Source organism: Nakamurella aerolata (assembly GCF_013002705.1).
Classification (GTDB): Bacteria; Actinomycetota; Actinomycetes; order Mycobacteriales; family Nakamurellaceae; genus Nakamurella; species Nakamurella aerolata.
Map to the genome: position 1 here is coordinate 453,982 of NZ_JABEND010000003.1, position 18,048 is coordinate 472,029.

Sequence of the window (18,048 nt, forward strand, 5' to 3'; positions counted from 1 at the left end):
AACAGTGCGTTCGATTATAGAACACACGGTATGGCCAGTGCACCGACAACGGCGTCGAACAGAGGGAAACAGATGCAGTTTCACCACCACGGCTATGTTTCGCGGGATCCGCGCGTCCGGCCGGCCGCTGGAACCGGAACCGACCGCCCGGAGGAACTCCCGGAGCAGGTGGACGTGCTGATCGTCGGTGCCGGCCCGGCCGGGATGATTCTGGCCGCGCAGCTGTCCCAGTTCCCTTCGGTCACCACCCGGTTGGTGGAGCGCCGGCCCGGTCGGCTGGAGATCGGCCAGGCCGACGGCATCCAACCGCGCAGCGTGGAAACCTTCCAGGCCTTCGAGTTCGCCGAACGCATCACCGCCGAGGCCTACCGCATCACCCACACCAATTTCTGGGCACCCGACCCGGACGACCCGACGCAGATCATCCGGACCTCACGTACCGAGGACGATCCCCGTGGTATCAGCGAGTTTCCGCACCTGATCGTCAACCAGGCAAGGGTGCTCGACTACTTCGCCGAGTACGCGGCGAACGGGCCGGCCCGGATCGAGCCGGACTTCGGCTACGAGTTCGTCGGGCTTTCGATCACCGAATCCCCCAGCGTGGCAACGAATTCGGTACCCGAGCGGGACCACTGCCCGGTGACGGTCACCCTGCGGCGCACCGCCGGCCCGGACGCCGGCAGCACCCGGCAGGTCCGCGCCAGGTACGTGGTCGGCTGCGACGGTGCGCGCAGCGCCGTCCGCGAGTCGATCGGCCGGAAACTCAAGGGAGACCAGGCGTTTCACGCCTGGGCGGTGATCGACGCGCTGGCCGTCACCGATTTCCCCGACATCCGCACCAAGTGCGCGATCCAGTCCCGGCACGGCAGCATCCTGCTGATCCCGCGCGAGGGCGGTTACCTGTTCCGGATGTACGTCGACCTCGGCGCGGTGTCGGCGCAGGACGCCGGACAGGTGCGGGCCACCACCGTCGAAACCGCCGTCGCCAAGGCGAACGAAATCCTCTCGCCGTACACCCTCGAGGTGCGAGACGTGGCCTGGTACAGCGTGTATGAGGTCGGACACCGGCTCACCGACAAGTTCGACGATGTCGACGATGTCGACGGTGTCGATGGACTCGCTGACGACGGGCCCAGCGGGCTCACCGACGAAGGGCCCGGCGGGCTCACTGTTGTCGGGCCGACAGGCGATGAACCGGGCGGAGCTGAACCCGGCGCAGGCATGGCCGCCGATGCCGGCGTCGGCACGGCAACGCCAGCGAGACTGCCGCGGGTGTTCATCGCCGGCGATGCCTGCCACACCCACAGCGCCAAGGCCGGCCAGGGCATGAACGTCTCGATGCAGGACGGCTTCAACCTCGGCTGGAAGCTGGGGTACGTGTTGACCGGGCGCAGCCCGGAGCGGCTGCTGCACACCTATTCGGCGGAGCGGCAGGTGATCGCCCAGAACCTCATCGATTTCGACAAGCAGTGGTCGGCGCTGATGGCCAAGAATCCCGAGGACGCCGACGATCCCACCGAGCTCGGCCGGTTCTACGTGCAGACGCTGGAATTCCTGTTCGGCTTCATGACCGAATACCAACCGTCGATGCTCACCGGCAGCAAGGAGCACCAGCAGCTCGCGGCAGGATTCACCGTCGGCAAACGGTTCACCTCGGCACCGGTGGTGCGGGTGGCCGACGGCAATCCGGTGCAGCTCGGTCACCACCAGAGGGCCGACGGGCGCTGGCGCATCTACGTTTTCGCCGACGCGGTACCGGGCGGCGTCGCCGGTGCCGGAGCCGGCTCCGGCGCCGGTGCCGACTCAGCGGCGGCAGCGCTGGCCGAGTGGCTGGCCACCGACCCGGCCTCCCCGGTGCGCCGCCACACCCCTGCCGACGCCGACCTCGACGCCGTCTTCGACGTCAAGGTGGTCTACCCGGCCGGTTACGACGAGGTGGACATCGCTGCGGTACCAGAGCTTTTCCTGCCGCGCGTCGGCCCGTTCGGACTGATCGACTACGAGAAGGTCTACGCCGTCGCAGCCGAGCACGACATCCGTGAGCTGCGCGGTATCGACCCGGCCGGGACGATCGTGGTGGTGCGGCCGGACCAGTACGTCGCCCAGGTGTTGCCGCTGACGGCCCGCACCGAACTCACCGAGTTCTTCGACCAGAACCTGCTGCCGCAGAACGATTCCCGGCCAGCACCTGCGTCCCCGGCGGCCGGAGCTCCGAGCCCGGTCTGACCGGTATCGGCCGGTACGACAGGAGGCAGCCGGCCCGAGCCGGGGCGGCCGGACCCACGAGGGGCTGTCGATCGGCGGCGCCGGCGGGTATGGTTTGCCGGTCAGGCGATCGCTTCGCCGGTGCTCGAAAAATGGGCACGTGACGCCGCCGGCCTCCGCCGTCCGGATGAGCGCCAGACATATACGGACAGTCCCGTCTATGTCGCAAAGGTTTCTCATGTCAACGGTTTCCGCACACGTCGCTCTCACCCTGGCCGACCATGTCGACCAGATCTTCGGTGTGATGGGCAACGGCAACGCCTACTTTTTGGATGCAGTGGAGCGGCAGACACCGATCAACTACACCGCGGTGCGACACGAGGCGTCCGCCGTCGTCGCCGCGGACGCGCACTACCGGGCCGGCGGCGGGCTGGCCGTCGCCACCACCACCTACGGCGCCGGCTTCACCAACACGCTGACCGCACTGGCAGAGGCGGTGCAGGCGCACACCCCGCTGGTGCTGGTGGTGGGTGACGAGCCCACGTCGGGGCCGCGTCCCTGGGACGTGGATCAGATCGCGCTCGCCGCCGCGGTGGGCGCCCGCACCTACACCGTTGGACGCAGCGACGCGGCGGAAACCACCGTGATCGCCGTGGAGCACGCGCTCAGCTACCGAGTGCCGACGGTGCTTGCCATTCCGTACGACGTTGCCGCGCTCGAGGTCGGCGAGGTGCCGGCCACCTCAGGGCTGCAGCTCCCACCACCGCTGCCGCCGGCCGGCGCGTTCGCCCAGGCACAGCTGGACGCGCTGGCCGACCGGCTGGTCAGCGCACAGCGCCCGTTCCTGCTTGCCGGCCGGGGGGCGTGGTTGGCCGGCGCCGGAGCCGAGCTGGGTCGGTTGGCGTCCGCCACCGGCGCGCTCACCGCCGGAACCGCCCTGGGGCGCGGCGTTTTCCCCGATGCTGAGTACGACCTCGGCGTCACCGGCGGCTTCGGCGCTGCGGGCGCGATGCAGACGGTGCACGAGGCGGACGTGGTGGTGGTGTTCGGCGCCTCGCTCAATCAGTTCACCATGCGGTTCGGCGAGCTGTTCGGTCCCGGCACAACGGTGGTCCAGGTCGATATCGCCGGGTCCGCTTCGCATCCGCAGGTCGGCGGGTTCATCCGCGCCGACGCCGCGCTGGCGGCGGCCGAGCTGGCCGACCGGGTCACGGCGCGCGGCGGTAACCCCCGTCGCTGGCGCGAAACCGTTTCACCGGAACGCCTTCGCGCCACCCAGACGGGTGCGGAGCTGGCTCCGGACGGCCGGCTGGACCCGCGTGCGGCGGCCGCCAGGATCGGCGAGCTGCTGCCCGAGGACAGGGTGGTGGTGTCCGACGGCGGACACTTCATCGGCTGGGCCAACATGTACTGGCCGGTGGCCACCCCCGACCGGATGATGATGGTGGGCACGGCATATCAGTCCATCGGGCTCGGCTTCGCCAGCGTGCCGGGCGCCGCCCTGGCCCGGCCCACCGCCACCGTTGTGCTCACCACCGGCGACGGCGGTGGCCTGATGGCGTTGGCCGATCTGGAGACCGCCGTCCGGGTGGCCGGCGGTCGCGGGCTTGCCGTTGTGTGGAACGACGCGGCCTATGGAGCCGAGGTGAATCTCTACGGGCTCAAGGGATTGGCCGAGCAACCGATGTTGATTCCCGAGGTCGACTTCGCCGCACTTGGCGCTGCCGTCGGCGCCGAGGGCGTGGTGGTGCGCCGCCTCGCCGACCTTGACCGGCTGGCCGAATGGGCCGCCACCGATCCGGCGGATCGCCCGTTCCTGCTGCTCGATCTGCGCATCTCGGGGCGGGTGGTGGCCCCGTACCAGCAGGAGATCATCGCCGTCAACTCCGCTCGGCCGAAACCTGCCTGACGCCGTGGATCGGGCTCTGCTCCTGCAGCTTCTCGGCATCGGCGCCGAGCGGAATGTTGGTGCGGTCCTTGAGGATCAGCGTCGCGACGAACGCGATCACCATCACGCCGGCGATGTACCAGGCCACCGCCCACGACGTTCCGGTCACGTCGACCAGCCTCGCGGAGATCAGCGGGGCGAAGGCCCCGCCGAGGATGGCACCGATGGCATAGGCGATCGATACACCGGAATACCTGATGGAGGCCGGGAAGAGCTCGGCGAAGTACGCGGCCTGCGGCCCGTAGGTGAGCCCGTTGCCGATGGTGAACAGCGCCACCCCGAGAAAGAACAGCCAGGCATTACCGGAATCGACCAGCGGGAACAGCAGCCACACCGTGATCAGGAAGATCACCCAGCCGATGATGTAGGTGTTGCGCCTGCCGATGCGATCGGAGAGCGACCCACCGAGCCAGGTGAACAGCAACCACACCAGCGCGGAGCCGGCGACGGCGATCAGCACCGGTGTCTTCTCCATGCCGACCAGCCCGCCGTCTGCGACGGGTTTGGTGGCGTAGCCCTGCAGGTAGCCGCCCGTCGTCATGTACCCGGCGGCGTTGTTGCCGGCAAAGGTGAGCGCGGCGAGAATCACCAGCACCCAATGGTTCTTCAGCAGCTGCACGATCGGCATCGAGGAGCGCTGGCGTTTGTCGGCGAGTTCGCTGAACACCGGGCTCTCCTCCACCCGGCGGCGGACTACCAGGCCGACCAGGATCAGCACGAAGCTGAGCAGGAACGGAATCCGCCATCCCCACTGGGTGAACGCCTCGCCCGGCGAGATCACGCCCGTCATCAGCGCCAGTACCCCGGAGGCCAGCAGCAGTCCGAGCGGGACCCCCATCTGCGGGAAGGCCCCGTAGCGGCCACGCTTGCCAGCCGGGGCGTGTTCCACCGCCATCAGCACGGCGCCGCCCCACTCGCCGCCGGTGGAAAGGCCCTGCAGGATGCGGAGCAGGATCAACAGGATCGGCGCGATCACCCCGGCCTGGGCGTAGGTCGGCAGTACCCCGATCAGCGTGGTCGCCGTTCCCATCAGCATGAGAGTCCATACCAGCAGGCGTTTTCGCCCGATCCGATCACCGAGGTGCCCGGCGATGAAGGCACCGAGTGGGCGGAACAGGAAGCTCAACCCAACCGTCCCGAAACTCAGCAAGGTCGCCACCTGATTACCGGCCGGCTTGAAGAACAGGTCGGCGAAAACCAGGCCGGCGGCGCTGGCATAGACGAAGAAGTCGTACCACTCAACAGTGGTCCCGATGACGGTGGCAACGGCGACCCTGCGCAGTTCGGCCGGGTTGGTGGGCTGGTGTTTCTCGGCCGGGACGGTGTTGCCCGCTGTGCCGTTGACGGCGCTGTCCGACATGGCGACTCCCTTGTCTGCTGGTCACGCTGGGCGGCCAGGACCCCAGCGATGGGGATGACGACAACCGCCCAGCAGTTGACGTAGCCGCGACTCGGTAGATGGTATACGATTTGACATACGAAACAAGAGGTCAGGAGTTATGGATTCTGAACAGGCTGTGTCGCTCGATCCGGTCGACACGCGATTCCGCGGTCTGCCGCGCGCGCCGGGCAAGATCATTGCCGTCCACCTCAGCTATGCCTCCCGCGCCGACCAACGCGGACGCCGGCCGGAAGCACCGTCGTACTTCTTCAAGCCGTCCAGCTCGGTAGCCGCCACCGGCGGCCGGATCACCCGCCCCGCCGGCACCGAGCTGCTGGCCTTCGAGGGCGAGATCGCCGTTGTGATCGGCACTTCGGCGCGGTCGGTCTCGGTGGACGACGCCTGGAAACATGTCGGCTGGGTGACCGCGGCGAACGACTTCGGCCTGTACGACCTGCGCGCCAACGACAAAGGCTCCAACGTGCGCTCCAAGGGCGGCGACGGATACACCCCCGTCGGCGCAGAGCTGATCGACGCCCGCGCGATCGACCCGGCGCAGCTGCGGCTGCGGACCTGGGTCAACGGCACCCTGGTGCAGGACGACAGCACCGGCGGGCTGCTGTTCCCGCTGACCCAGTTCGTCGCCGATCTGTCGCAGCACTTCACCCTCGAGGCCGGTGACGTGATCCTCACCGGAACACCGGCCGGCTCCACCGTTGTGCAACCGGGCGATGTTGTCGAGGTGGAGGTCGACGCACCCCAGGCGCCCGGCGCGCCCAGCAGCGGCCGGCTGGTCACCACCGTCGTCCAGGGCGAGCGGGCCTTCGACCCCGCTCTGGGCTCACTGCCATCGGCTGACGACAAGCAGCGCACCGAGGCCTACGGCTCGGCCGCGGCGGCGGGCCTGGGCTCTGCGAGCCCTGCGCCACCATCACCGACTCCGGCCCCACCGGCCGCACCGGCGGCACCGGCGGCACCGGCGGCACCGGCGGCACCGGCCGGCAGATTGTCGGATGCGCTGCGGGACAAGCTGTTCGCCGCCCCGGTCGCCGGGTTGTCGGCGCAACTGCGCAAGCGGGGGCTGAACGCGGTCAGCATCGACGGCGTCCGGCCCATGCACCCGGACCAGAAGCTGGTCGGCACCGCCAAAACCTTGCGATTCGTGCCTGGCCGGGAAGATCTGTTCGCCACGCACGGCGGCGGTTACAACGCCCAGAAGCGCGCCTTCGACGAGGTGCGTCCCGGCGAAGTGATCGTCATCGAGGCCCGCGGCGAGACCGGATCGGGCACCCTCGGCGACATTCTGGCGCTGCGCGCCAAGACCGCGGGGGCCACCGGCGTCGTCACCGACGGCGGCGTCCGCGACTACGCGGCGGTCGCCGAGATCGGGCTGCCGGTGTATTCGATGGGGGCGCATCCCGCGGTGCTCGGCCGACGCCACGTGCCGTGGGAGGTCGACGTTGCCGTTGCCTGCGGCGGCGCCACCGTGCTGCCCGGCGACGTGATCGTCGGCGACAGCGACGGGGTGGTGGTGATCCCGCCGGAGCTGGCCGATGAGGTCGCAGATGCGACGCTGGCGCAGGAGGCGCAGGACGCCTGGATCGCGGAGCGGGTCGCCGAGGGCCACCCGGTCGATGGCCTTTTCCCGATGAACGCGCAGTGGCGCAAGCGGTTTGAATCGCCGACCGCCGGCGCAGCTGGTGGCTCGGACCGATGAGCAGCCCGGCCTTTTCCGAGCCGCCGGCGTCCGCACCGGCCAGCAAGTCCGAGCGCGCCTACCGGTGGATCCGCGACCGCATCGACCATCATCGCTACGGCCCCGGCTACCGGCTGGTGCTCGGCGCGATCGCCGACGAGCTGCAGATGAGCGTTGTCCCGGTACGCGAGGCGATCCGCCGGCTGGAGGCGGAGGGCCTGGTGACCTTCGAGCGCAACGTCGGCGCCAGGGTCGCGGTGGTCGACGAACAGGAATACGTCGACACCATGCAGACCCTCGGAATCGTCGAGGGCACCGCTACCGCCATGGCGGCGCCGCTGCTGTCGCCCGGCGACCTGCGGCAGGCCGACCTGATCAACCGGCAGATGCACCGGTTGCTGAAAAGCTTTGACGCACAGGCGTTCACCGCCCTCAACCAGCAGTTCCACAGCATCCTGTTCGCGCCGTGCCCCAACAAACAGTTGTTGGACCTGGTGGACCGCGGCTGGGTCAGGTTGTCCGGGCTGCGCGATTCCAGTTTCTCGGTGATCCCCGGCCGGGCCGAGCACTCGGTGGCCGAACACGCCGACCTGGTCGAGATGATCCGCGCCGGCGCCGACCCGCTCGACATCGAACTTGCCGCAAGAGAGCATCGCTGGCGGACGCTGAACGCCTTTCTCGATGCCAGGCACTCGGCCACTACCAACACGGCCAACACGGCCAACACCGCAAGCCCCAACACCGCGAGCACCAACGCCACCACCCGGGGAAGGAAGAACCCTTGAGCGAGAAGACCGTTGCCCGAGCAACGCCCGATTCCGGTCGGGTACCTGCCGGACTGCCGACCAAGCTGCAGCACTACATCGGCGGGCAGCATGTCGACTCCGTCGACGGCGCCACCTTCGACGTGCTCGACCCCGTCACCAACCAGCCGTACCTGACCGCCGCGGCCGGCAAGGCGGCCGATATCGACGCCGCCGTCGCCGCCGCCCGCCATGCCTTCGAGCAGGGACCGTGGCCGAGGCTGCAGCCGCGGGAACGCGCGAAGGTGCTGCAAAAGATCGCCGACATCGTCGAATCACGCGACCAGCAGCTGGCCGAGATGGAGTCCTACGACTCGGGTCTGCCCATCACCCAGGCGCTCGGGCAGGCCCGAAGGGCCGCCGAGAACTTCAGGTTCTTCGCCGATCTGGTGGTGGCACAGACCGACGACGCGTTCAAGGTGCCTGGCCGGCAGATGAACTACGTCAACCGCAAGCCGATCGGCGTTGCCGGGCTGATCACCCCGTGGAACACCCCGTTCATGCTGGAATCGTGGAAGCTGGCGCCCGCGCTCGCCACCGGCAACACCGTTGTGCTCAAACCGGCGGAGTTCACCCCGCTGTCGGCGTCGCTCTGGGCCGGCATCTTCGCCGAGGCCGGCCTGCCGGAAGGCGTGTTCAACCTGGTCAACGGGCTCGGCGAGGACGCGGGCGACGCTCTGGTGAAACACCCTGAGGTGCCACTGATCTCGTTCACCGGCGAAAGCCGCACCGGTGAGATCATCTTCGGCAACGCCGCACCCTTCCTGAAGGGGCTGTCGATGGAGCTCGGCGGCAAGTCGCCGGCGGTGGTCTTCGACGACGCCGATCTGGACGCCGCCATCGACGCCACCATCTTCGGGGTGTTCTCGCTGAACGGCGAACGCTGCACCGCCGGCAGCCGGATCCTGGTGCAGCGCACCATCTACGACGAGTTCGTGCGCAAGTACGCCGAGCAGGCCGAGCGGGTGCGGGTCGGCTACCCGCACGATCCGAGCACCGAGGTCGGCGCGCTGGTGCATCCCGAGCACTACGACAAGGTGATGAGCTACGTCGAGATCGGCAAGAACGAGGGCCGGCTGGTGGCCGGCGGCGGCCGTCCCAAAGGTTTCGACAGCGGAAACTTTGTGGCGCCCACCGTTTTCGCCGACGTCGCGCCGCAGGCCCGGATCTTCCAGGAGGAGATCTTCGGGCCGGTGGTGGCCATCACGCCGTTCGACACCGAAGAGCAGGCGCTACAGCTGGCCAACGGCGTCAAGTACGGTCTGGCCGCCTACATCTGGACCAACAACCTGCAGCGGGCGCACAACTTCGCGCAGTCGCTTGAGGCCGGCATGGTGTGGCTGAACTCCAACAACGTGCGCGACCTGCGGACACCGTTCGGCGGGGTGAAAGCCTCGGGGCTCGGCCACGAGGGCGGCTACCGGTCGATCGACTTCTACACCGAGCAGCAGGCCGTACACATCACCCTCGGGCCCACCCCCAACCCCACCTTCGGCAAGGAAAAGCCCGCCGCACACTGAACTTTCCTCACCCACCACCATCCACCTGCATCCATCTGCCTCACCGCCGAGGAAGGACCCGCAGATGCCCGTCATCGAACCGGACAGCCCGGAACCGGTCGTCACCGACACCGACCCGATCAGCACCGACCACCCGATTCCCACCCCGAGCGCGCCGCCACCCGATGTGGTGCGCTGCGCCTACATGGAGCTGGTGGTGACCGACCTGAAGCGGTCCCGCGACTTCTACGTCGACGTGCTGAACCTTGTCGTCACCGAAGAAGACGAAACCGCCGTCTACCTGCGGTCGATGGAGGAGTTCATCCACCACAACCTGGTACTGCGCCAGGGACCGGTGGCGGCGGTGGCCGCGTTCTCCTACCGGGTGCGCGGCCCTGAAGAACTGGACAAGGCCGTGGCCTTCTACACCGAGCTCGGCTGCCGGGTGGAGCGGCGGCCCGAAGGCTGGACGAAGGGTGTCGGTGACTCGGTGCGGGTGCAGGATCCGCTGGGTTTCCCCTACGAGTTCTTCTACCAGGTGGAGCACGTGCCGCGGCTGGCCTGGCGGTACGACCTGTACACCCCCGGCGCGCTGGTGCGCCTAGACCACTTCAACCAGGTCACTCCCGATGTTCCGCTGGCCGTGAAGTACATGGAGGACTTGGGGTTTCGGGTCACCGAAGACATTCAGGACGAGGCCGGCACCGTGTATGCGGCGTGGATGCGGCGCAAGCCCACCGTGCACGACACCGCCATGACGGGCGGCGACGGCCCGCGGATGCATCACGTGGCCTTCGCCACGCACGAGAAGCACAACATTCTGGCCATCTGCGACAAGCTCGGGGCGCTGCGCCGCAGCGACGCCATCGAGCGCGGGCCGGGACGGCACGGGGTGTCCAACGCGTTCTACCTGTACCTGCGAGATCCGGACGGGCACCGGGTCGAGATCTACACCCAGGACTACTACACCGGCGATCCCGACAATCCCGTTGTGACCTGGGATGTGCACGACAATCAGCGCCGCGACTGGTGGGGCAACCCGGTGGTGCCGTCCTGGTACACCGACGCTTCACCGGTGCTTGACCTCGACGGCAACGTGCAGCCGCTGACTTCCCGCACCGACTCCAGCGAGATGGAGGTCACCATCGGCGCTGACGGCTTCTCGTACACCAACAAGGGCGCCGAGGCCGAGATGCCGGAGTGGAAGAAGGGCGAATACAAGCTGGGACACCAACTATGAGCGCCCGGCGAGCGGCGGGAGGACTGTGATGCTCGACCCTGCGCAGATCGCCGCGATCGCGGACGAGCTGGCCGCGGCGGAACGCGACCGCGGCACCGCGCCGTTGCTCACCGCACGGTATCCGGAGATGACCATCGAGGATTCGTATGCGGTGCAACGGGAATGGCGGGCCCGCGGCGAAGCGGCCGGACGCCGCTTGGTTGGCCACAAGATCGGGCTGACCTCGAAGGTGATGCAGGCCGCCACCGGCATCACCGAACCCGACTACGGCACCATCTTCGACGACATGGTCTACCAGAGCGGTGCCGTGATCGAGCACGGACAGTTCTCCAACGTGCGCATCGAGGTGGAACTGGCGTTCGTCCTCGGCGCGCCGCTGAACGGACCGGACGCCACCATTTTCGACGTGCTCAGCGCCAGCCGCTACGTTGTGCCGGCGCTGGAAATCCTTTCCTCCCGGCTGGAAATGGCCGGCCGCACCATCCTCGACACCATCAGCGACAACGCCGCGATGGGCGCCATGGTGTACGGCGGCAACCCGGTCCCGGTGGATTCACTCGACCTGCGCTGGGTGTCGGCGCTGCTGTACCGCAACGAAACCATCGAAGAGTCCGGAGTGGCGGCCGCGGTGCTCGGGCACCCGGCAGCGGGGGTGGCGTGGCTGGCCAACAAGCTTGCCCAGCACGGTGATTCACTGGCCGCCGGCGAGCTGGTGCTGGCCGGCTCGTTCACCCGGCCGATGTGGGTGGAGCAGGGCGACACGGTGCTCGCCGACTACGGACCATTGGGGACGGTGTCATGTCGCTTCGTCTAGCGCCAACCTTTGCGCAACGGCTGACCGAAGCCGACCGGCCGCTGGTGGGCGCCTGGGTGTGTTCGGGCAGCCCGTTGGTCGCCGAGATCTGCGCAGGCAGCGGACTCGATTGGTTGCTGATCGACATGGAACACTCACCCAACGACCCGGCGTCGGTGCTGGCCCAGCTGCAGGCGGTGGCCGGCTATCCGTGCACACCGATGGTGCGGGTGCCAAGTGCCGACCGGACCCTGATCAAGCAGGTGCTCGACGTCGGCGCCCAGAACCTGCTGGTACCGATGGTCGACACGGTCCAGCAGGCGGTGGATGTGGTTGCGGCCACCAGGTATCCGCCAGCGGGCGTGCGCGGCGTCGGCAGCGCGCTGGCCCGCTCGGCCCGCTGGAACCGGGTGCCCGACTACCTCGGTTCCGCCGGCGATCGGGTCAGCGTTTTCGTTCAATTGGAGAGCACCGCGGCCATCGCCGCGGCCCGCGACATCGCCGCTGTTGCCGGGGTGGACGGTTGCTTTGTCGGGCCGTCGGACCTTGCCGCGTCAATGGGGCTGCTCGGCCAACAGACCCACCCCGACGTGGTCGCCGCGGTGATCGGCGCCTTCCGCGAGGTGCAGGAAGCCGGAAAACCGGTGGGGGTCAACGCCTTCGATCCGGTCGCCGCCCGCCGCTACCTCGACGCCGGCGCCAGTTTCATCCTGGTGGGCGCCGACGTTGCCCTCCTCGCCCGCGGCACCGAGGCGCTTGCCGACCAGTTCATCCCGCGCTGAGTCCATGGCCGTGACCATCCGCCCGGCGGAACCGGCCGACCGGCACCAGCTCAACGCGATGCTCGACTCCGATCCGGATCCGCTCTGGCTGGCACAGGGTCATCGCTTTCACCGCTTCCCCGGCACCACCGACCCTGACCCTCCGGCAGGGTCGATCACCATGGCTGCGGTCGAGGACGGAACCGTGATCGGATTGGGCACGGCACGCACCAACGCCGTGCATCCCGGAAGGATCAACACTGCTATTGAGGTGCGGCCGGAGCGGCGACGCGAGGGAATCGGCTCGGCTCTGCTCCGGTGCCTGCTCGATGCCCGCCATCGGCTGCGGGCGCCCCGGCTGCCGCTGTCCGGAAAGGTCCGCACCGGAAGCGGCGCAGCGGGTTTCGCCGCCGCCAACGGTGCACGGGTGTACCAGCACTGCCCGGCGCCGGTCGGTGATCCGAGGTCGGCGGCGATGGCGTGCTGGTTTGCCGACAGGGACGATGCGGATGCGGGCGCGGTCAGCAGCCTTGATGAGCTGCCGGATCGCCTGGTGGCGCAGTACTTTCGCGAGCTGTACCTGTGGGTGCACGAGGATTGGTCACCAGCCGATGTGGCAGCGCTCGCCGCCATCTCCGACGCCGCCGCGGCCGAGTGCGACCGCCGGCTCAGCAGCCTGGTCAGGGTCGGCGGCCGCGCCGCTGCCGTGGTGTTTGCGTTTCGTACCGATACCGACCTTGAGCTGGTGTGCGAGACCTTGCGGCGCGACCAGCCGGACGGCCGTCGATTGCTGGCCCGCGGGGTCGCCAGAACGTTGCAGGTGGCGGCGGCGTCCGGTGTCACGAGGGTCGAGTTCGACGGACACACCAGCGACCCACACCTGGCAGCGTTGTTGGCCGACATTCCGCTTCCCGAGCGACATCCGCTCGACCTGGTCGAGATCCCCTGAGCTGCAGCTGCCAACGCATCAGCCGGGTGGGCCGGCCGGCGCTGGCAGCGGAAAAATCGGCGGCTCGAAAGACGTTTGCCCAGGTCGGGTTTCGCAAGGCGGCATCGAGGCACGCATTTTTCCTTTGTGCGAGGAGGCGGCCATGCCAGGCAGCTCGGGCAGATGCGCTCGGCGACGTTTGAGACTCTCGTGCCGGGCTCAGCCGGCGGGCGGCGGGTCGACCTGGCGGCCGCCGGGACGGCCGTCGTCGCCGGCGTTCGTGGCCGGGTCTGCGCTGTCGACGGTGCGGTTGCTGCCGTCCACCTGGGCGCGCAGCTCCGCCAGCTTCTCCTGGGCAAGGCGAGCCCGCTCGGCCTCGGCGTCGCGTTGCGCCCGGCCGGCCGCCGAACTCTCCGCCAGTTCGGTACCGCCGAGTGCGGTGCCGTAGCGCTGCTCGATCCGGTCCCGCACGTAGTCGAGCGTGGGAACGCCGTCGTCGGTGTAGTCGAAGCTGGGTGCGGTGGGCGTCCCCGGCGAGCCCGGAACCACGGTGGGCGAAACGGTCTGCGGCACCGTCGTGGTGAGCGGTGGCCTATCGACCGTGGTGCTTGGCTGCTGCCCGGCACCGGTGCCCGCCGTGCCCGGGCCTGACTCGGCCTCGCCGCGCGCTTCCGCGGAAGCGCCGCCACCCGACCCGGCGTCAGCACCGGCCGCAGCGCCCACCGCAGGCTCGGCCTCTGCCGTCGCACCCGCGGGGCCCGGCTCGTCGGCGAGCTCGGCGTCGGCAACATCGTCGTCATCGGAGTCGTCGTCGGCATCGGAAACATCGGCACCGGCCACCCCGGTGCCACTGCCGGGACCAGCCCCAGCGTTGTCAGCATCGTCAACGAGTTGGCCCTCGACCACCTCGTCGGCACCCTCGCCGGTGCCGGCCGGGTCGGACGGATCGGACGGTTGGGAAGCGTTCGGTTGGTTCACCACGGCACTCTCCTGGGACAGGGGCTCCTGGGACTCCCACCGTACGTCGCAACGACCGCCGGCACAGCCGCACCGGACGGCTCGGCACCGTCCGCGCGGATCTGCCACCATGAGGCCATGAGCTCCGCGAACCAGTCGGCCACCCCAGACCCCGGCGGCACCAGCCCGGCGGCAAACGCCGCGGTGCTCGCGCTGCACTGGCAGACCAATGTGGTTGCGCCCGAGGGATTCTTCGGCGCCATGTTGGCCGAGCCGGTGGCCGCGAGCGGAGTGATCGGCCGGGCTGCAACGTTCCACCGCGCCGCCCGCGACGCCGGTGCGACGGTGGTCTGGACCCGGTTCACCGTTCCCGAGGACGAGGGCCGGCTGGTGCGTAACACCGCCTTCATGGAGGCGGTGGCCGAACACCAGGACGCCTTCCGCCCGGACGGCCCCGGCGCCGCGGTGATCCCGGAGATGGCGCCGGACTCCGACGATTGGGTGCAGGACAACCAGCGGCTCTCCGGGCTGGCCGGCAGCGATCTGCCGGAACGGTTGCGCGCCGCCGGCATCGACACGCTGTACATCACCGGCGTCGCCACCAACCTCACCGTCGAGCAAACCGCCCGGCACGGAACCGATCTCGGCTTCACCGTGCATGTGGTCAGCGACTGCGTTGCCGCCGCCACCGCGGAGATCCACGACGCCTCGCTCGGCAATCTTGAGCTGGCCACCGCCGGCAATGTCAGCGCGGACCGGGCGCTGGATCTGCTCACCGGCTGACCCTCACCGCCGGTGCGCAACGCCCGGCCGCACCCGTCGCGGGCTCAACCGGCGGCACCCGGTGACGTCCGCACGCGGCTCACCCGGCGCGGTCGGCCGCCGCGTTCAACAACGCCGCCAGCGACGCCGGGTCCGGCTGCATTGCTAGGGGCGACTGCATCGCTTGGGCCGCTTGGGCAGCGGCCCGCAGCTCCGCCGCCGGGTAGGTGGCGAGCGCGGCCAGCAGTTCTTCCCGTCCGGCAACGGCGCCCGGCACCACCCGCTGCACCGTGGACAGCGTCGGCGTCGAACCGGCGACCTCGTCGAGACCGGCGGCCAAGGCGGCCTGGTCGCCGCCGCGCTGCTCGGCCAGCTCCTCCAGCCGGACGATCCTGGCCAGCACGGCGGGGTTGCTGACCTTCACCCGCTGGGCGTTGATGAGCTGCGACAGCATCGGCGCGCTGAGCCCGACCACCGCGGCCAGCCGGGACTGCGGGATCGCGTAGCGCTCCATCAGCCCGCGCAGCCGGGGAGCCCAGGCCTGGCCGTACAACTGCTGTTGTTGCCGGGCGATCGCGGCGGCGTCCATGCGGTCACTGCTCCTTCTCCTCGCGCACCCGCAGCAACCGGTTTCGGCGCGGCGTTTGCTATTGCTAATCTACGAGATCGGGGGTGATGCCTGCTCCGCACGTCGCACTCCCGAGACCCGGGCCCCGTCCGCCACGAATCCGCGCCCACCGGGGAACGGATTTACATCTGCAAACATCTGAGCTAGGTTACGTTTGCACTTGCGAATCCCAAGAGGCCACACATGAGCAGGAATCGGAATCACCACCACCGGGCCGGACGCCGCAGCACCGCCGGGCTGGCCGCGCTGGCTGCGTTCGGCCTGACCGCTGCCACCGGGCTGCTGTCCGCCCCGAGCGCCGCGGCGACTGCGGCGGAGCAAGCCGGCGAGCGCCCGCCGGTGATGATCGTGCTGGACGCGTCCGGCTCGATGAACGCCGACGACGCCCCCGGATCCCGGATCGCCGCGGCCAGGAAGGCCGTCAACGGACTGATCGCGGACATGCCGGGGGACAGCAAGGTCGGTCTGCAGGTGTTCGGCACCGGCACCGGCAACTCCGACGCCGAAAAGACGGCCGGCTGCCGAGACATCAAGACCATCGCGCCGGTCGGACCGCTCGATAAGACCAAGCTGACAACGGCGGTGAACGGCATCACCGCCTCCGGCTACACGCCGATCGGCAATGCACTGAAATCGGCCGCGGCCGCGCTCCCCGCGCAGGGACCGCGGTCGATCGTGCTGGTCTCCGACGGCGGGGACACCTGCGCACCGCCACAGCCCTGCGACGTCGCCAGGGATCTCAAGCAGCAGGGCATCGACCTGACGGTCCACACCATCGGATTCAAGGTGGACGCCCCCGCCCGCTCGCAGCTGTCCTGCGTCGCCACCGCCACCGGTGGCACCTACACCGATGCCGGTGACGCCGCTGCGCTCTCGGCTTCGGTCACCCGCACGTTCACCCGCGCCGCCGCGCCGTACCGGCCGTCCGGCACCCCGGTGAAGGGAGCAACGGTGGTCGGTACCGACGAGCCGGTGCTGGCTCCCGGCCAGTATCTCGATCGCCTGCCCACCGGCGGCAACGGTGCGCCTAAGGGAAAACCACGCTTCTACCGCGTCCCACAGACACCGGGGGCAACCACCTGGGCGTCGGCCACGGTGATCGGCGAGCCGTCGGCGCTGAGCGACGGGCTCAACCTCGGAGTCGACCTGGTCGGCCCGGACGGGCAGAGTTGCCGCTACTCGGACGTCAACGAGTTCAGCATGGGCGGTAGGACTCCTACCGTGGTGACGGCGGTGACCAAGCCGAGCCCGTACGACCCCAAGACCTGGCGGAATTGTCCTGACCCACAACGGGTCTGGCTCAAGGTCTACCGTGGTGGCGGCCTGGCCGCCGACAAAGAGCTGCCGGTCGAGATTCAGGTGCGAGCCGAACCGCCGGTGGACAACACCGCCGGCCTGCCTGCGCCCTTCGAAGACGTCAGCACGCCGCCGGTACCCGCTCCGCGGACCGCCGGCAAGAAGGTTGCCGGCGGCGCCGACTTCAACAGCTCACCGGCAATCGGTGCACCACAAGCCATCCGCGACACCATCGCCATTGCGGAGCGACGCATCTTCCGCATCCCCGTGCGGTGGGCCAGCAGTTGTCGGTGCGGGTGGACTTCACCCCGCCGGAAACCGGCGCGGGCCCGGCTGTCGGCACCAACATGACACTCGACCTGTACAGCCCGATGCGGCAGGACATCACCGCTAACGACAGCTCCCGGTCCTCCTCGCTGGCAACCAACCGGCCGTTGACGGTCGCGATGCCGGCACCGGCGCGCTGGACGAACCGTGACTCGAACGTCACCAGGGTGTGCGAGGCCGCCGTCGACGGCTATTACTACGCGGTGGTCACCCTTGACCCTGTGACGAACCCTGAGCAGCGGTTCCAGGTTCCGTTCACCCTCACCACCGAGCTCAGCGGCAAACCGGAAGCGGGGCCGAGCTATCGAGCAGCCCGCGGCACCGCCGGCGGCAAGGCCGACCAGCAGACTCCCGGCACCGCCGCGTCCGCCACCGGCGGCGACACCACGGCCGGTGATCCGCCGGCCAGCGCAGCGAGCAGCGCGGCCGCTACCGGCGAAACGGATCCCAGCACCGCAGCAACGTCCAGCTCAGCACCCGAAACCGCTACCGGCGCATCGGGTTCCGCCACCGCGGCCGTCGCCAGCACACCAGGTTCTGCCACGGCTGCAACTGCAGGTGCAACCGCAGCGGCCACCAGCGACAGTGCCGTGGCCGGCGGCGCTACCGACAACGCCGCCGTCGTTTCCTCCGGCAGCGATGGCATGCCGGCGTGGCTGTGGGGCGTCATCGCCGGCGTGGTGGTGCTGGGTGGCGGTGCGCTCGCCACCGTGCTGCGCGGCCGCGGCCGCGGCGCAACGGTCTACGGCACCCAACAGCCCAACGGCCCCGGTCCAGCCGGACCGCCCGACGGCCAGAATCGTTGAGCCACAACCGGTACCAGC

15 protein-coding genes are annotated in these 18,048 nt (G+C 69.3%); 12 read left to right on the forward strand and 3 right to left on the reverse strand.

The genetic code is table 11. The features are described from left to right. Positions 1–72 precede the first annotated feature (72 nt). Positions 73–2,226 carry an FAD-dependent monooxygenase gene (locus tag HKD39_RS19455; protein ID WP_246232188.1) on the forward strand — a complete coding sequence of 718 codons (2,154 nt, stop codon included), beginning with the start codon at positions 73–75 and terminating at the stop codon, positions 2,224–2,226. Between the two features lie 217 nt (positions 2,227–2,443). Next, on the forward strand, positions 2,444–4,114 hold the full coding sequence (locus tag HKD39_RS08145) for a thiamine pyrophosphate-binding protein (RefSeq protein ID WP_171199331.1): 1,671 nt from the start codon (positions 2,444–2,446) through the stop codon (positions 4,112–4,114). On the opposite strand, the gene HKD39_RS08150 is transcribed toward HKD39_RS08145, so the two are convergent. Continuing rightward, positions 4,086–5,513, reverse strand: coding sequence for an MFS transporter (locus tag HKD39_RS08150; RefSeq protein WP_171199332.1), 1,428 nt, complete (start codon positions 5,511–5,513; stop codon positions 4,086–4,088). The genes HKD39_RS08145 and HKD39_RS08150 overlap by 29 nt on opposite strands. 139 nt (positions 5,514–5,652) lie before the next feature. Here HKD39_RS08150 and HKD39_RS08155 point away from each other — a divergent pair, with 139 nt between their 5' ends. From HKD39_RS08155 to HKD39_RS08185, 7 genes are all read left to right on the forward strand, one after another. Then, the gene (locus tag HKD39_RS08155) at positions 5,653–7,251 is read left to right on the forward strand and encodes a fumarylacetoacetate hydrolase family protein (protein WP_171199333.1); all 1,599 of its coding nucleotides are present in this window, start codon (positions 5,653–5,655) and stop codon (positions 7,249–7,251) included. Then, positions 7,248–8,015, forward strand: coding sequence for a GntR family transcriptional regulator (locus tag HKD39_RS08160; protein ID WP_171199334.1), 768 nt, complete (start codon positions 7,248–7,250; stop codon positions 8,013–8,015). Before HKD39_RS08155 ends, HKD39_RS08160 begins: the two co-directional genes overlap by 4 nt. Continuing rightward, complete coding sequence (gene hpaE / locus HKD39_RS08165) at positions 8,012–9,553, forward strand: 5-carboxymethyl-2-hydroxymuconate semialdehyde dehydrogenase (RefSeq protein WP_171199335.1); 1,542 nt, start codon at positions 8,012–8,014, stop codon at positions 9,551–9,553. The genes HKD39_RS08160 and hpaE overlap by 4 nt, the downstream gene beginning before the upstream one ends. A gap of 64 nt (positions 9,554–9,617) precedes the next feature. After that, complete coding sequence (gene hpaD / locus HKD39_RS08170; RefSeq protein ID WP_171199336.1) at positions 9,618–10,772, forward strand: 3,4-dihydroxyphenylacetate 2,3-dioxygenase; 1,155 nt, start codon at positions 9,618–9,620, stop codon at positions 10,770–10,772. Positions 10,773–10,800: 28 nt separating this feature from the next. Further along, positions 10,801–11,586, forward strand: a complete 786-nt coding sequence (gene hpaH / locus HKD39_RS08175; RefSeq protein ID WP_171199337.1) for a 2-oxo-hept-4-ene-1,7-dioate hydratase — start codon at positions 10,801–10,803, stop codon at positions 11,584–11,586. Next, positions 11,571–12,347: an HpcH/HpaI aldolase family protein gene (locus tag HKD39_RS08180; RefSeq protein WP_171199338.1), complete on the forward strand. Its 777-nt coding sequence runs from the start codon at positions 11,571–11,573 to the stop codon at positions 12,345–12,347. The genes hpaH and HKD39_RS08180 overlap by 16 nt, the downstream gene beginning before the upstream one ends. 4 nt (positions 12,348–12,351) lie before the next feature. Then, positions 12,352–13,275: a GNAT family N-acetyltransferase gene (locus tag HKD39_RS08185; protein WP_171199339.1), complete on the forward strand. Its 924-nt coding sequence runs from the start codon at positions 12,352–12,354 to the stop codon at positions 13,273–13,275. Positions 13,276–13,473: 198 nt separating this feature from the next. Here HKD39_RS08185 and HKD39_RS20010 read toward each other — a convergent pair whose 3' ends face one another. Then, positions 13,474–14,235 carry a PspA/IM30 family protein gene (locus HKD39_RS20010; protein WP_171199340.1) on the reverse strand — a complete coding sequence of 254 codons (762 nt, stop codon included), beginning with the start codon at positions 14,233–14,235 and terminating at the stop codon, positions 13,474–13,476. A gap of 114 nt (positions 14,236–14,349) precedes the next feature. On the opposite strand from HKD39_RS20010, the gene HKD39_RS08195 reads away from it, so the two are divergent. Beyond that, entirely contained in the window at positions 14,350–14,994 is a 645-nt protein-coding gene (locus HKD39_RS08195) for a cysteine hydrolase family protein (RefSeq protein ID WP_171199341.1), read from the forward strand. A gap of 79 nt (positions 14,995–15,073) precedes the next feature. Here HKD39_RS08195 and HKD39_RS08200 read toward each other — a convergent pair whose 3' ends face one another. Beyond that, positions 15,074–15,562 (reverse strand): DNA-binding protein, encoded by a 489-nt coding sequence (locus HKD39_RS08200; protein ID WP_171199342.1) that lies wholly within the window; start codon positions 15,560–15,562, stop codon positions 15,074–15,076. Between the two features lie 222 nt (positions 15,563–15,784). Between HKD39_RS08200 and HKD39_RS08205 the strand changes: the two genes are divergently transcribed. Together HKD39_RS08205 and HKD39_RS08210 are read left to right on the forward strand one after the other, a co-directional pair. Then, positions 15,785–17,248, forward strand: a complete 1,464-nt coding sequence (locus tag HKD39_RS08205; RefSeq protein ID WP_171199343.1) for a vWA domain-containing protein — start codon at positions 15,785–15,787, stop codon at positions 17,246–17,248. Further along, a complete protein-coding gene (locus HKD39_RS08210; RefSeq protein WP_212754217.1) occupies positions 17,170–18,030 on the forward strand; it encodes a hypothetical protein in 861 nt (286 codons plus the stop codon). Before HKD39_RS08205 ends, HKD39_RS08210 begins: the two co-directional genes overlap by 79 nt. Positions 18,031–18,048 lie beyond the last annotated feature (18 nt).

Bases quoted from the DNA above. Each gene is read 5' to 3' on its own strand.
- HKD39_RS19455 (WP_246232188.1), top strand. From the start codon at position 73: ATGCAGTTTCACCACCACGGCTATGTTTCGCGGGATCCGCGCGTCCGG.
- HKD39_RS08145 (WP_171199331.1), top strand. From the start codon at position 2,444: ATGTCAACGGTTTCCGCACACGTCGCTCTCACCCTGGCCGACCATGTC.
- HKD39_RS08150 (WP_171199332.1), bottom strand. From the start codon at position 5,513: ATGTCGGACAGCGCCGTCAACGGCACAGCGGGCAACACCGTCCCGGCC.
- HKD39_RS08155 (WP_171199333.1), top strand. From the start codon at position 5,653: ATGGATTCTGAACAGGCTGTGTCGCTCGATCCGGTCGACACGCGATTC.
- HKD39_RS08160 (WP_171199334.1), top strand. From the start codon at position 7,248: ATGAGCAGCCCGGCCTTTTCCGAGCCGCCGGCGTCCGCACCGGCCAGC.
- hpaD (WP_171199336.1), top strand. From the start codon at position 9,618: ATGCCCGTCATCGAACCGGACAGCCCGGAACCGGTCGTCACCGACACC.
- hpaH (WP_171199337.1), top strand. From the start codon at position 10,801: ATGCTCGACCCTGCGCAGATCGCCGCGATCGCGGACGAGCTGGCCGCG.
- HKD39_RS08180 (WP_171199338.1), top strand. From the start codon at position 11,571: ATGTCGCTTCGTCTAGCGCCAACCTTTGCGCAACGGCTGACCGAAGCC.
- HKD39_RS08185 (WP_171199339.1), top strand. From the start codon at position 12,352: ATGGCCGTGACCATCCGCCCGGCGGAACCGGCCGACCGGCACCAGCTC.
- HKD39_RS08195 (WP_171199341.1), top strand. From the start codon at position 14,350: ATGAGCTCCGCGAACCAGTCGGCCACCCCAGACCCCGGCGGCACCAGC.
- HKD39_RS08200 (WP_171199342.1), bottom strand. From the start codon at position 15,562: ATGGACGCCGCCGCGATCGCCCGGCAACAACAGCAGTTGTACGGCCAG.
- HKD39_RS08205 (WP_171199343.1), top strand. From the start codon at position 15,785: ATGAGCAGGAATCGGAATCACCACCACCGGGCCGGACGCCGCAGCACC.